The organism is Pelosinus baikalensis (genome assembly GCF_020819555.1).
Taxonomy (GTDB): Bacteria; Bacillota; Negativicutes; order DSM-13327; family DSM-13327; genus Pelosinus; species Pelosinus baikalensis.
The window spans coordinates 12668-26489 of sequence record NZ_JAJHJB010000016.1 but is presented as its reverse complement, the minus strand read 5'-3'; the positions used below and the strand labels follow the sequence as shown (position 1 = coordinate 26489).

Annotated in this window: 12 protein-coding genes; all 12 read right to left on the bottom strand. The window is 40.8% G+C overall.

The annotated features are described in order from the left end of the window. Window positions 1-115 precede the first annotated feature (115 nt). Window positions 116-1843, bottom strand: coding sequence for a methyl-accepting chemotaxis protein (locus LMF89_RS12550; protein ID WP_229535381.1), 1728 nt, complete (start codon window positions 1841-1843; stop codon window positions 116-118). A gap of 203 nt (window positions 1844-2046) precedes the next feature. After that, window positions 2047-2832, bottom strand: a complete 786-nt coding sequence (locus LMF89_RS12545) for a short-chain-enoyl-CoA hydratase (RefSeq protein ID WP_229535380.1) — start codon at window positions 2830-2832, stop codon at window positions 2047-2049. A gap of 160 nt (window positions 2833-2992) precedes the next feature. Beyond that, window positions 2993-3853, bottom strand: coding sequence for a 3-hydroxybutyryl-CoA dehydrogenase (locus LMF89_RS12540; protein ID WP_229535379.1), 861 nt, complete (start codon window positions 3851-3853; stop codon window positions 2993-2995). Between the two features lie 189 nt (window positions 3854-4042). Then, the gene (locus tag LMF89_RS12535) at window positions 4043-5242 is read right to left on the bottom strand and encodes an electron transfer flavoprotein subunit alpha (protein WP_229535378.1); all 1200 of its coding nucleotides are present in this window, start codon (window positions 5240-5242) and stop codon (window positions 4043-4045) included. A gap of 14 nt (window positions 5243-5256) precedes the next feature. Next, window positions 5257-6045: an electron transfer flavoprotein subunit beta/FixA family protein gene (locus LMF89_RS12530; RefSeq protein ID WP_229535451.1), complete on the bottom strand. Its 789-nt coding sequence runs from the start codon at window positions 6043-6045 to the stop codon at window positions 5257-5259. A gap of 76 nt (window positions 6046-6121) precedes the next feature. Then, a complete protein-coding gene (locus LMF89_RS12525) occupies window positions 6122-7261 on the bottom strand; it encodes an acyl-CoA dehydrogenase (RefSeq protein WP_229535377.1) in 1140 nt (379 codons plus the stop codon). Window positions 7262-7364: 103 nt separating this feature from the next. Beyond that, the gene (locus LMF89_RS12520; RefSeq protein WP_229535376.1) at window positions 7365-8546 is read right to left on the bottom strand and encodes an acetyl-CoA C-acetyltransferase; all 1182 of its coding nucleotides are present in this window, start codon (window positions 8544-8546) and stop codon (window positions 7365-7367) included. Window positions 8547-8571: 25 nt separating this feature from the next. Continuing rightward, on the bottom strand, window positions 8572-10119 hold the full coding sequence (locus tag LMF89_RS12515; protein WP_229535375.1) for an acyl CoA:acetate/3-ketoacid CoA transferase: 1548 nt from the start codon (window positions 10117-10119) through the stop codon (window positions 8572-8574). A 312-nt stretch (window positions 10120-10431) separates the two neighbouring features. Then, complete coding sequence (locus tag LMF89_RS12510) at window positions 10432-10911, bottom strand: PTS sugar transporter subunit IIA (RefSeq protein ID WP_229535374.1); 480 nt, start codon at window positions 10909-10911, stop codon at window positions 10432-10434. A gap of 16 nt (window positions 10912-10927) precedes the next feature. Next, the gene (gene nagB / locus LMF89_RS12505) at window positions 10928-11680 is read right to left on the bottom strand and encodes a glucosamine-6-phosphate deaminase (RefSeq protein WP_229535373.1); all 753 of its coding nucleotides are present in this window, start codon (window positions 11678-11680) and stop codon (window positions 10928-10930) included. A gap of 4 nt (window positions 11681-11684) precedes the next feature. After that, window positions 11685-12824 (bottom strand): N-acetylglucosamine-6-phosphate deacetylase, encoded by a 1140-nt coding sequence (gene nagA, locus LMF89_RS12500; RefSeq protein WP_229535372.1) that lies wholly within the window; start codon window positions 12822-12824, stop codon window positions 11685-11687. Continuing rightward, window positions 12821-13699, bottom strand: coding sequence for an N-acetylmuramic acid 6-phosphate etherase (murQ, locus tag LMF89_RS12495; RefSeq protein WP_229535371.1), 879 nt, complete (start codon window positions 13697-13699; stop codon window positions 12821-12823). Before murQ ends, nagA begins: the two co-directional genes overlap by 4 nt. Between the last annotated feature and the right edge of the window lie 123 nt (window positions 13700-13822).

The following is a 13822-nucleotide window of genomic DNA, read 5'->3' as shown; positions in this document are numbered from 1 at the left end:
CCTCTGCGCCTCTGCGGTTAATCGTTCCTTCTCACTTTTACAAATATTCTAGCTCATTAAAAAGTCTCTTGGTATTCACAATGTGAACCAAGAGACTTTTTAATTATGTGTACTCTTAAATTTTAAACTTATGTGCTGCTACTTGCAGTTCTTCGGCCATAGTAGTAAGGCTACGGCTAGTAGCTGCTATTTCTTCCATGGACGCAGTTTGTTCCTCCGTTGCAGCAGATACAGTCTGAGTTTGCGCTGCCGTGTCTTGGGTGACTTCGTTGATTTCACGAACGATTTCAACAATCTTTTGACTACTGGCTAGTACATCTTCCCCTGATTTAGAGATTTCTGTTACTTCGGTGGTAATTACTTTCACAAGTTGTATAATGTTCTGAAAGGCGATTCCAGCATCGGCTACAACTTTACCACCAATTCGTACCTCTTCTGTGCCACTATGCATGGCTACAACTGCTTGGTCTGTCTCAAGCTGGATCTCTCCAATTAATTGTGCAATTAATTTGGCAGCATCTTCCGATTGCTCTGCCAGCTTTCGTACTTCTTCTGCCACTACGGCGAATCCCCGGCCCTGCTCTCCTGCACGAGCCGCTTCAATCGCAGCATTGAGTGCTAAAAGATTGGTTTGCCCAGCAATTCCCGTAATGGTGTCTACGATTTGTCCAATATGTTTAGAGCGCTCGCCCAATTTTTCTACGATTTGCGCTGAGCTTCCGACTGTAGTTTCAATACTATTCATTTGACGTTGTGCTGAGGTGATCAGCTTTTCGCCCTCTACAGCAGCTGCAGTAGCTGCATCGGACGTTGAAACCGTATTTTGCGCATTACTAGCTACCATCCTAGAATCCGTTGCCGATTTTTCCACTATAGCTAAAGTGGTATGGATGGATTTTGCCTGTTTATCGGTGCCTGCCACCACATTCATGATCGAATCAGCTACCTGACCAGAAGCCTGAGCAGACTGTTCTGCACTAACGTACAATTCTTCAGAATAACTAGCGAGCAGTTCTGTCTTTTCTTGTACATTTACAATAAGAGCTTTCAAATTCATTTTCATTTTGGAAAGAGAATCTGCTACATGTCCAAATTCATCACTTCTGGCTTTCAGTGTCGGGTCATCTTTGCCTGTAAAAATTCCACCTGCCATGAGATCGATATCATTGGTAATTTTGCTGATCGGTGAAGTAATCTGCTTCGTTAAATAAATGCTGAGTATGACCCCAAATACAAGTGCAACAATACTTAATACAATTGCGGTATAAATACCACTCGATACTTTTTGATTGACCTGACTAACTTCTGCAATTGCATCATTGGAGTTGGCCTCAACGCTGGTATGAAGGGCTTGCTGTATTGCTTGAGCAAAAGGAGTCAATTCACGAGTAATAATACCACTTGTTTGAGATAGGTCATTTGCCCTTAACTGATTTCCAGCAGTTTTTTCTTTATATTGTTCCCGCAATACAGGAATCAGCCTAGTGACTACGCCACTTTTATACTTTTCTGTATCATCAATTAGTTTTTCTACATCTGCTCTTTTTCCTTGGGGCGTTAAACTGAGTAGCTGCTTTTCCAATTCAATGACTGATCCTAACTTGTCCTCAAAGTTCTTGCTATATTTTTCGTCTCCATCTGCTATATAGCGTCTGATCTCCAATACTGCGCCAGTATATTCATTTTCAGCCTTTGCTGAAATAATGGCTCTGGCATTACTGGATTGTATATCTCCAACACCATCTTTTATTCTATCAGACGACCATATAGAATAAATCCCCATAATTACGATTAAACCTAGAATTACTGCTAAAGACAATGAAATTTTTTGACCAATCTTCATTTCCAGCCTCCTTTTGCCTTAATTGATTTATTTTATCAGAAAACTATTTTCTTCGCCTCTACCGAAAGTAATAGATCATGATTATTTTTTTAAAAAACCTCTTTCAGTAAGTACATGTATTCTACTGCATGCATCTGAAAGAGGTTTACGTTAAAGGCCGTTTTTTATTTTATCCGACGACCAAATAGTATTCTTTGTATCTACTATTTGCCAGAAAAATTGGCTTTTCTTTTTTCTACAAATGCAGTCATGCCTTCTTTTTGATCTTCTGTGGCAAAACACAAGCCAAAGACTTCTGCCTCATAGGCAATGCCTGATGCAAGATCCATATTTAGCCCTTCATTTACAGCAGCTTTTGACAATTGTACAGCAACGGAAGCTCTCGATAAGATCTTTTCTGCCATAGCCTTAGCTACATTCATCAATTCATCAGGAGCTGCGACTTTATTAACCAGTCCAATACGATAGGCTTCCCCTGCATCAATAATATCACCAGTATAAATTAGTTCTTTCGCGCGTCCTTTACCTACCAGTCGCGGCAAACGCTGCGTACCGCCGAAACCAGGAGTAATCCCTAAAGAAACTTCTGGCTGTCCAAACTTCGCTTTTTCAGAAGCGATACGAATATCACATGCCATTGCCAGTTCACATCCACCGCCTAAAGCAAAGCCGTTAATGGCAGCGATTACTGGCTGAGGCAGACTTTCCAGTTTATTAAATACATCTTGACCAATCTTGCCAAAATTACGACCTTCAATGGCAGTTAATGTTTGCATTTCAGCGATATCGGCTCCTGCGACAAAGGCCTTTTCCCCACTGCCTGTAATAATCACAATTCCAATTGATGTATCTTCTTTTATACGATCTAATAGGTTACTTAATTCTTGTAATAATTCTGTATTAAGGGCATTCAATGCTTTGGGTCTATGTAACGTAATCATCCCAATGCTGTCTTTAACCTCAAATAAAAGATTGGTATACTGACTCATGTATTAGCACACTCCTATTTTTTTAAAATCGTAGTATTTAAAACAAGGACTAAGGCTTATGCCAATCTACGATCCATTAGCATAAGCCTGCCTTCTTCTTCACATAACAGTTATTTTGAACCTCGCCCCTTCAGGCAATGATTCTACCTAATCATGTATTTTATTTTAACGTATAGTCATAGAAGCCTTTACCAGATTTACGCCCTAGATAACCTGCTTGTACCATTTTCTTCAATAATGGGCATGGACGATATTTAGGATCACCATAACCTTCATGCAGTACTTCCATGATATATAGCACAGTGTCATTACCAATTAAATCAGATAGCGCCAACGGTCCCATTGGATGATTAAAACCTAATTTTGCTACATTATCAATATCTTCTGCGCTAGCTACTCCTTCCATCAAGGTGAACACGGCTTCGTTGATCATCGGAATCATGACACGATTACCGATAAAGCCAGGGAAATCAGCAACTTTTACAGGTGTTTTGCCTAATTGTTCTGCAAGAGCTTTTACCTCAGCAAAAGTTTCTTCACTCGTTGCCAAGCCATTAATGACTTCTACTAATTTCATTACTGGTGCTGGATTAAAGAAATGCATACCAATTACTTTATCGGGGCGTTTTGTAGTTGCTCCTACTGCAGTAACAGGCAAGGAAGAAGTATTGGTTCCTAAAATAGTATGAGCCGGACACAATTTATCTAATGTTTGAAAGATATCCCGTTTGATGTCCATATTTTCTACAGCAGCTTCAATAACAAGATCCACATTGCAAGAAGCATCATCTAATTCTACCACTCCAGATATACGTTTTAAGATTGCTTCTTTCTCTTCAGCAGTCAATTTATTTTTCTCTACTGCACGAGTTAAGTTTTTTTCAATTCCTTTAATACCTTTTTGTACAAACTCATCTTTAATATCCCGTAATATTACGTCTAATCCACCTTGTGCCATTACTTGAGCGATACCGCTCCCCATCTGTCCAGCCCCAATAACTAATACGCGTTTAATTTCCATCAAAAAATCCTCCTCAGAATTTTAAAATTATAAATACTAATCTTTATTAAGTGCCGCAATTAAAATCAAAGAACTTTTTTAACCACAGAGGCACAGAGAGCACAGAGTAAGAAATTGAATTTATTTATATTACCCCTCAGTGTCCTCTGTGCCTCTGTGGTTCAATCACTATTTACTCATATCTAATCTCTAACCCGCAGCTTTCACCTTTTTAATCTCATCAATTAAAGCGGGAATGACTTCCATTACATCGCCTACAATACCGTAGTTGGCGATTTTGAAAATTGGTGCTTCTGGATCTTTGTTAATCGCAATAACAATGTCAGAGGATGACATTCCAGCTACATGCTGAATGGCGCCGGAAATGCCACAGGCAAAATATACTTTGGGACCAACAGTTTTGCCCGTCTGTCCAACCTGATAGAGTGCCGGTTTCCAACCTGCATCAACCACTGCCCGGGATGCACCTACGGCTCCGCCCAGCACATCGGCCAGTTCCTCAATTAAAGCAAAACTTTCCGGCTTTGATAAACCACGACCACCCGAGACAATAATTTCAGCTTCTTCTAAATTAGCCGATGCAACGCCTTCGCGGATGATCTCCAGCAATTTAGTGCGAATATCCGTCATTTTTACCTTGCTGGCTACTTTTACGATTTCACCAGTTCGTGAATAATCCGGCACTGAACGTTTAAAAACATTAGGACGTATGGTTCCCATCTGTGGACGATGGTCAGGGCATAAAATGGTTGCCATAATATTGCCGCCAAATGCAGGACGAGTCCAGGCTACTAAGCCAGTGGCTGAGTCAATACCAAGATTCGTGCAATCCGCAGTCAATCCAGTACCAACTCGACCAGCTACTCTTGGTCCTAAATCTCTTCCATCATTGGTTGCCCCCATTAAAATAACAGCAGGTTTATACGTATGGATCAAATCCGTCAACGTAATGGTATAGGCGTCTGTACTGTAATGAGAAAATTCTTTGCCTTCTACCAAATAAATTTTATCAGCACCCCGGGCAAACACTTCCTTGGTCAGTTGATCGACATTGTCGCCAATAAGTACTCCTGCCAACTCCTGCCCCATAGCATCCGCTAGTTTACGGCCTTCATTTAACAATTCATACCCCACATTGCGTGCCTGTCCGTCAACTTGTTCAACATAAACCCATACACCTTTAAACTCGTCTTTGTTCATAGAAACATTTTTTTCTTCCACTTCACGATGAATTGCCCCTACAGGACAGACATCAATACAAGCGCCACAAGCAGTACAAGCATCTGTAATCAATGCTTTACCATCTTCCATGACAATTGCTCCAAAGGGACAGGCACCTACACAAGCAGTACAACCAATACATTCTTCCGGGTTCACTTTTACAGCCATTTTTTCACCCCCACTTAGATAATTTTTAATTCTACTAAACGTTTGACAAGTAGTTCCGCCGCTTCTCTTGCCGTATCAGCCTGCATCATTTCACCCTGCACACGGCGTTCAGGGGTAAAAATTCGACGTACCTGTGTTGGTGAACCTTTTAGCCCAAGAGCATCCCGATCCACTTCTACATCATCTACTGTCCATACGGGTATTTCTTTGCGGTTTGCTTTCATCGTGCCTTTCACGGTGGGGTAGCGCGGTTCATTAATGGATTTCACTACCGTCAGCAAAACAGGCATTTGTGCCTCAATGACTTCATAACCTTCTTCATGTTCTCGTTCCACACGGATAACTTGCTCATCTACCGTATTAATTTTAGATACATAAGTAACCTGAGTGATCCCCAAATGTTCCGCAATTTCAGGACCAACCTGGGCAGTATCCCCATCAATAGCTTGTTTACCACAAAGAATAATATCCACCTTACCCATTTTTCGAAGACCAGCTGCCAATGCATGACTGGTAGCCAAGGTATCAGAACCGCCAAAGGCCCTATCACTTAGAAGTATCGCTTCATCGGCTCCCATTGCCAAACATTCTTTTAACGCTTCTTTTGACTGTAAGGGCCCCATAGAAAGTATGGTCACTTTGCCACCATACTTTTCTCTGAGCTGCAATGCTGCTTCCACGGCATTTTTGTCAAAAGGATTCACAATACTAGGAACCCCTTGACGAATAAGAGTATTGGTTTCCGGATCAATTCTCACTTCCGTAGTATCAGGCACTTGCTTGACACAAACTACTATGTCCATCACATAAGTCCCCCTGTTCTTTTACATAAACCTTTATAGCGCCGTAAAGGAATCCTACAAAAAATTCTATTTAACATTATTTCAATATCGTGCCGGAAATAACCATTCGCTGAACTTGATTGGTTCCTTCATATATCTGTGTAATTTTTGCATTACGCATTAAACGCTCTACTGGATACTCCCGACTATAACCATAGCCGCCAAAAACCTGCACAGCATCTGTAGTAACTTCCATAGCGATATCAGATGCATATAATTTTGCCATAGCAGCTTCTTTGGAATAAGGCAACCCTTGATCTTTCAAATAGGCTGCACGATACACCAAAAGGCGGGCAGCGTCAATTTTAGTAGCCATATCAGCCATCATAAAGGCCAATGCCTGATTTTGTGCAATCGGTTTACCAAACTGTACTCTTTCTTTGGAATACTTAATAGCATGATCAAGAGCTCCCTGAGCAATTCCTAAAGCTTGAGCAGCTACGCCGATACGACCGCCATCTAAGGTACTCATTGCAATCTTAAAGCCTTCGCCAACTTTGCCTAACATATTTTCTTTTGGCAAGCGAACGTTTTGGAATACTAATTCATTTGTTAAGGAAGTATGAATCCCCATTTTATGTTCTTTTTTACCAAAGGTAAAACCAGGCATATCCTTCTCTACGATAAATGCAGTAATCCCTCTTGTTCCTTTTGATTTATCAGTCATAGCAAAGATCACATAGGTTTCAGCCTCACCACCATTGGTGATAAATACTTTGCTGCCGTTTAAAATATAATCATCGCCATCAGCTACTGCCACGGTTTGCTGGGCTGCTGCATCCGTTCCCGCATTGGGTTCGGTCAAACCAAAGGCTCCAAGCTTTTCGCCTTCCACTAACGGCACTAAATATTTTTGCTTTTGTTCTTCCGTGCCATAAGCATAAATCGGCCATGCACATAAGGACACAGTAGCTGATAGAGTGATGCCTATACCATCATCCACTTTCGATAATTCCTCCACTGCTAGGATGTAGCTTAAAACATCACCTGCAGCACCGCCATAAGCCTCTGGAAAGCAAATACTAGTTAGGCCCATTTCTCCCATTTCATTGAACAGTTCACGAGAAAACTCTTCCTTTTCATCTCGCTCTGCTACACTTGGTGCTAATCTCTTCTCTGCAAAATCACGTGCCAATTTTTGAACCATTTGCTGATCTTCTGTTAATTGAAATTGCATACTGATAAGCCTCCTCTTTTTTGTGAAAAATGTCACATATATCTTTTAATATCGTGTCAATAGCTTATCTATTGACACGATATTGGGACTACATTAGACCATCTTAGACGCGTTCAACAATCGTTGCTACGCCTTGTCCGCCGCCGATACATAACGTTGCTAAACCTACCTTAGCATTTCTTGCCTCCATTGCATGAAGCAGAGTCACTAAAATACGAGCTCCGCTTGCACCAATGGGATGACCGATAGCAATAGCGCCACCATTTACATTTACTTTATCCTGATCAAACACAAGCTCTTTACCTACTGCCAAAAATTGAGAAGCAAAAGCTTCATTCGCTTCAATCAGATCAAGGTCAGCAACAGACAAGCCAGCTTTGGCCAATGCTTTGCGTGCCGCTGCCACCGGACCAATTCCCATGATACTAGGATCAACCCCTGCTGCAGCAAAACCGCGGATGCGCGCCATAGGTTTGATTCCTAGTTCTTTTGCTTTGTCAGCAGACATTAATACAAGGGCAGCTGCTCCGTCATTAATACCAGAAGCGTTACCTGCAGTAACCGTACCATCTTTTTTAAAGGCAGTACGTAGTGCTTGTAATTTTTCAAGCATTGCATCACTCTTAGGATATTCATCCGTAGCAAAAATAGTATCACCTTTTCTGCCTTTAATCGTAACTGGCAATATTTCTTTCTTAAATGCTCCACTTTCAATTGCTGCTATTGCTTTTTTCTGAGAGGAAAAAGCAAGCTGATCTTGTTCTTCACGAGAAATTCCAAATTGTTCTGCAACATTCTCAGCTGTGATACCCATATGATAATCATTGAATGCGCACCACAAGCCATCTTGAATCATAACATCTTTTACTTCTGAATGTCCCATGCGTAAACCTTGACGTACTTTACTATCAAGTACGTAAGGTGCATTTGTCATACTTTCCATGCCACCAGCAACCACAATCTCAGCGTCACCAGACATAATCGCCTGTGCTGCTAAGTTTACTGTTTTTAAACCAGAACCACATACTTTATTAACTGTATAAGAAGGCACTTCCATAGGAACACCAGCTTTTACCGCAGCTTGGCGAGCTGGATTTTGTCCTAAGCCTGCTTGCAATACATTACCAAAAATAACTTCATCAATACTTTCTTTTTCTACGCCAGCTCTTGCAATAGCCTCTTTGATTACCATACTACCTAATTCTACAGCGGAAAAAGGAGATAAAGCTCCATTAAAACTGCCAACAGCCGTTCTTACTGCACTTACAATTACTACTTCTCTCATTACAGACACCATCCTCTTTGAAAAATTATTTTAAACCCATCAATTCATTATGAAAAATACGTACATCCATTAGTTTCAGATTTGGCGAAATGATCGGCTTAAAATCCATTAATGCCAAAATATCTTTTTCTAAATCGACGCCAGGTGCAATTTCTGTCAACACCATGCCTTCACTCGCTAATTCAAAAACTGCCCGCTCTGTAATATACATAACCGTTTGGTTTGTTTCCTGAGCATATTTGCCGCTAAATGTAATTTGTTCTACATGATCAATGAATTTCTTCGCTCTTCCCTCATTGACAATCGTTAATTTTCCATCGGTTACCGTTACTTTTAAGCCGCCAGCCATAAAGGTACCGCAAAAAATCACTTGCTTTGCATTTTGGGTGATGTTGATAAAACCACCACAACCAGCTACACGGCCTTTGAACTTACTTACATTAATATTACCATATTTATCAGTTTCTGCCAGTCCCAAATATGCTAAATCTAAGCCGCCGCCATCATAAAAATCAAATTGGTAAGGCTGATCTAAAATAGCCTCGGCATTAGTTGCTGCACCAAAACTTAATCCACCGGCAGGTACACCGCCAATAGGACCAGCCTCAACGGTTAAGGTCATTTTATTGCCGATCCCTTCTTCATTCGCTACTAAAGCCACTCCTTCTGGAACTCCAATTCCAAGATTCACCTTAGAATCAGCAATCAATTCCATTACCGCCCGGCGGGCGATTACTTTGCGCTCATCAAGGGGCATCGGAGTTAGAGCTGACAGAGGCACTGCAATTTCACCTGAATAAGCAGGATTGTACTGCTCAGCAAAGGTTTGCATATGCTGTTTCATATCTTCCACTACTACAATATAATCCACAACAATACCAGGAATTTTTACATTCATCGGAGGCAAACTGCCATTAGCTACCAGTCGTTCTACTTGTACAATAACAATACCGCCTGATGCTTTAGCAGCTTGGGCTAAAGATAAAATTTCCAAGGAAACAGCTTCATGCTCAATGGTAATATTGCCTCTTTCATCAGCACTCGTACCTCTTAGCAAGGCTACATGGATCGGAAAAGGCTTATACCATAACCATTCTTCGCCGCCCAGTTCGATGACTTCAACTAAATCTTCTTTGGTAACGTCATTAATTTTTCCGCCTTCTACTCGTGGATCTACAAAGGTGTGCAAACCAACTTTTGTCATTACGCCAGGTTTTCTGCCTGCAATATTGCGGGCTAGATGAGCTAACGTACCTTGAGGAAAATTATAAGCTTCAATTTTATTTTCTACAGCCAGCTTACCTAACTTTGGAGCTAGGTTCCAATGACCGCCAACAGCTCTTTTTACCATACCTTCATTACCGAAATGGTTGAGACCAAGCTCTTTACCATCTCCCTGACCAGCACAGTAAAATAGAGTTAAATCACGAGGTCCAGCTTCTTCTAAAAAACGTTTCTCCATGGCAGCACTTAATGCTTCTGGATGTCCATTGCCAACAAATCCACTAACACCAACTGTATCACCGCTTTTTACAAGCTTTGCAGCTTCTAATGCACTTATCACCTTGGCCATATTATCGACTCTCCTTACCAAGCTATCTTTAACTAATACTTATGCAATTATTATGCCAATCTTCAGAGCAAAAAAACAGTGTCTGCAGCATTCTTCTTAAAACCTCCTACCTATAACATCTTTTTGCATTTTTCTTGCTAATTCTTAATATTTCTACTATTGCAATAGACAGTTTATTAGGAAGAACCCGTCCATATATGTATACATAGTTGTCTAAAATTATGTACATCTTTTTTCATAATGTCTATAAACAGTGTTAAACATCCTCCTAATTGATAGGAGGATGTTTAACACTATTTATCTTATTATTACTTACTTTCTTACTTCTATCCCCATAATTGTTCCATCGCTGCTATTAAATCTTTTTTCTATACGGTTCACGCTCTTTTCCATATTGGTAAGTACAATGGGTGTCATTACAGATTTACCTTGCTGAAGAATATAGTCCTTATCAAAAGTAATTAGCGCATCACCTTGCTTTACTATATCTCCCATATTCACATGAGGGGTAAATCCCCGCCCATCTAACATTACAGTATCAATGCCGATATGAATTAATATCTCGACTCCTTGGGCTTCTATAGCGACTGCATGCAGGGTTTTTGCTACCAGAATGATTGTACCATCACAAGGTGCTGTAATCACATTTTCATCAGGTTCAATCCCCAGACCATCTCCTAGCATCTTCTTAGAAAAAACAACATCAGGAACATTGGTTATATCCACAACCTTCCCCTTAACAGGAGCAAAGAGAATTAACTGTTCCTTTTTTCGCTGAAATAACTGAAACATACTTCTACCTTCCTATTTATATTCTATGATTCTGATATTTATGCTTGACTAAATGAGCCGCGCTTTCTTCTACAATTACAGTCACATCTTGATGAAGCTGCAAAATTGAAGCTGGTATTTCAGGAGTGATCCCTCCAAACAGTGCGTGGTAAAGCACCTCTGCTTTATTTTCACCGCTAGCTAAGAGTACAAGCTTTTTCGCGTGCATAATAGTCTTAATCCCCATGCTAATGGCAAAACGCGGTACCTCTTCAATCGTTGCAAAAAATCGGGCATTGACCTCAATCGTCTCATCATCTAATTTAACTCTATGGGTAGTAGCCTCAAACTTAATATCCGGTTCATTAAAACCAATATGCCCATTGTTGCCAATTCCTAATATTTGTAAATCAATACCTCCCATGTTTTGAATACTCCTATCGTATTCTCTGCATTCCTCTTCTACATCTTGTGCCATACCATCGGGAATATAGATATTTTGCTTTTTTATATTAATGTGATTAAAAAAATGATGAAACATATAGTAATAATAGCTTTGCTCATCTTCTTTTGGTAATCCTAAATATTCATCCAAGTTAAAGGTTATAACTTCAGAAAAATCCAGACCGACTTCTTTGTGCACTTTAATTAACTCTTTATACATTAAAAGGGGAGTGCTGCCGGTGGCCATTCCTAATACAGTATTGGGCTTTAAATAAATTTGACCAGCCACAATCCTTGCCGCTCGCGCACTCATATCTTCATAATCTTTAGCAATTACGATACGCACTGGTTTACCTCCTGAATAATAAGTTTCCTTTTACAAAAGCAGCAGAAATCTCCAGATTATCATGAAATAAGATCATATCAGCATGCTTACCAACCTCTAGGCTTCCCTTATCGTGATCCACCCTGATTTGCCTGGCAGGATTAAGTGTGACCAGTTGAATCGCCTCTGCTAAGCCCAGACCTGTATTCTCCATGAAGTTACGCACTGCCTTATTAAGAGTCAAGATACTACCCGCAATCACTCCATCAGTCAATCGGGCTTCCCCGTCTTTCACAATTACATTCTGTCCGCCTAAATCATATTCTCCATCACCTAAGAGGCTGGCCCGCATCCCGTCAGTAATCAGAATCATCTTCCCCAGACCTTTTACTTTTAGCAGTATCCGCTGCATCGCGGGGTGGACATGCAAATTATCAGCGATCAGTTCACAGGTAATATCACTATCCATAGCTGCTCCAATGGCACCAGGAAAACGATGATGTAAGGGCGGCAATGCATTAAAGGTATGAGTCATATGAGAAACTCCAGATCCAATCGCCTCCATCCCTTGTTCATAGGTAGCACTGCTATGCCCAATGGATACCACAATCCCTTTCTGCACACAAGCTTGAATAAAGTCCTTACTGTCTGCTATTTCAGGAGCAATAGTAATTATCTTAATACAATCCAAATAGGATTCAATCTTCTTTATATCAGGAGCAATGATATACTGCTTATCCTGAGCGCCTTTATACTCCTCATGAATAAAAGGTCCCTCCAAATGACACCCCAGCACCTGGGCACCGCTGCTCTTTTTCATAGCCTGCCGAATATGCTCGATGGACTGTTCAAGCCTCGTCATGGACATGGTCATGGTTGTTGGCATAAAAGAAGTGACACCTGTTTGTAAAAGACCTTCACTAATGACGGCTAAAGCTCTTTTATCCTCATCCATCGTATCAAACCCATTGCAGCCATGCACATGGATATCAATAAATCCAGGAGATACGTATTGCCCCTGCCCATCAAACTGCTCAGAGATCGTAAACTTGCCCAACTGGGTTTCTGCTACAATTCCTCTAATTCGATCCTCAAAAAGAACTGCATGGTTAAATAGGATTCCCTGCAATGTAATAATTCTTGAATTCACAATTGCTTTCATCATGCTCCATCCTTTATTGCTTTTTTCAAATATCCATTATGTTTCTTAAGGAGTGCATTAGCGATTGTAGCGTTGATATTCAATTTCAGCATGAGAATGGCAATTTTTGCATTGCCTTTCGCCTTTGTTAAGGCCTGCTGGGCAAAGGCTTCTCCTTTTCCGGTAGCAAGAGTGATGATATCCAGGACTCTCTGTTTTAACTTACGATTAATCGGCCTTACATCCACCATTAAATTGTGATAGGTTTTCCCTAGTTTTATCATAGCGCAAGAGGATAACATATTTAATACCATCTTCTGCGCTGTCCCCGCCTTTAAGCGGGTAGAACCCATGATGACTTCCGGCCCTACATCCACCACCACACACACATCAGCGATGCTTTCCAGCTTTCCAGATAAGGAACAGCAGATTCCAATTGTCTTAATTCCCATGTCTTTAGCATAAGAAACCGCCGATATTACATAAGGAGTATTGCCACTGGCGCTAATCCCTACTAGTACATCGTGGCCTCCAAAACCTTTTGCCTTAAGATCTTTGATTGCCAATTCTTCATCATCTTCTGTATCTTCCCGCCAGCCAGAGAGCGCTTCTTCTCCTCCTGAAATCAGTCCAATCACTGTATTATCATCCGTACCAAAGGTTGGCGGACATTCGGTTGCATCCAGCAGTCCCAGTTTTCCCCCTGAACCACTGCCAATATAAAACAGTCGTCCGCCCTTTACCATACGTTCCACAATAAGGTCGATGGCTGAACTAATTATCTCAGTGCATTTGCCTACGGCAGCAGCTACCTTCTCATCTTCCCGATTAAACATAGTTACCATTTCAATGGTAGAAACCTCATCAATCTCTATGGTATCTTGATTCCATTGCTCCATATGGTCCTCCTGAAAAGAGACTTGATTCAAAGGGAATAACACTCCAATGAATCCTAGCCCTATTTATTCCCTTCACTTTCCATTGAAAAAAGGAATTGAACCTTGAAGATATGCACGCATCAA

Coding starts and splice junctions, on each gene's coding strand:
- LMF89_RS12550 (WP_229535381.1), bottom strand. CDS start 1,843: ATGAAGATTGGTCAAAAAATTTCATTGTCTTTAGCAGTAATTCTAGGT.
- LMF89_RS12545 (WP_229535380.1), bottom strand. CDS start 2,832: ATGAGTCAGTATACCAATCTTTTATTTGAGGTTAAAGACAGCATTGGG.
- LMF89_RS12540 (WP_229535379.1), bottom strand. CDS start 3,853: ATGGAAATTAAACGCGTATTAGTTATTGGGGCTGGACAGATGGGGAGC.
- LMF89_RS12535 (WP_229535378.1), bottom strand. CDS start 5,242: ATGGCTGTAAAAGTGAACCCGGAAGAATGTATTGGTTGTACTGCTTGT.
- LMF89_RS12530 (WP_229535451.1), bottom strand. CDS start 6,045: ATGGACATAGTAGTTTGTGTCAAGCAAGTGCCTGATACTACGGAAGTG.
- LMF89_RS12525 (WP_229535377.1), bottom strand. CDS start 7,261: ATGCAATTTCAATTAACAGAAGATCAGCAAATGGTTCAAAAATTGGCA.
- LMF89_RS12520 (WP_229535376.1), bottom strand. CDS start 8,546: ATGAGAGAAGTAGTAATTGTAAGTGCAGTAAGAACGGCTGTTGGCAGT.
- LMF89_RS12515 (WP_229535375.1), bottom strand. CDS start 10,119: ATGGCCAAGGTGATAAGTGCATTAGAAGCTGCAAAGCTTGTAAAAAGC.
- LMF89_RS12510 (WP_229535374.1), bottom strand. CDS start 10,911: ATGTTTCAGTTATTTCAGCGAAAAAAGGAACAGTTAATTCTCTTTGCT.
- nagA (WP_229535372.1), bottom strand. CDS start 12,824: ATGATGAAAGCAATTGTGAATTCAAGAATTATTACATTGCAGGGAATC.
- murQ (WP_229535371.1), bottom strand. CDS start 13,699: ATGGAGCAATGGAATCAAGATACCATAGAGATTGATGAGGTTTCTACC.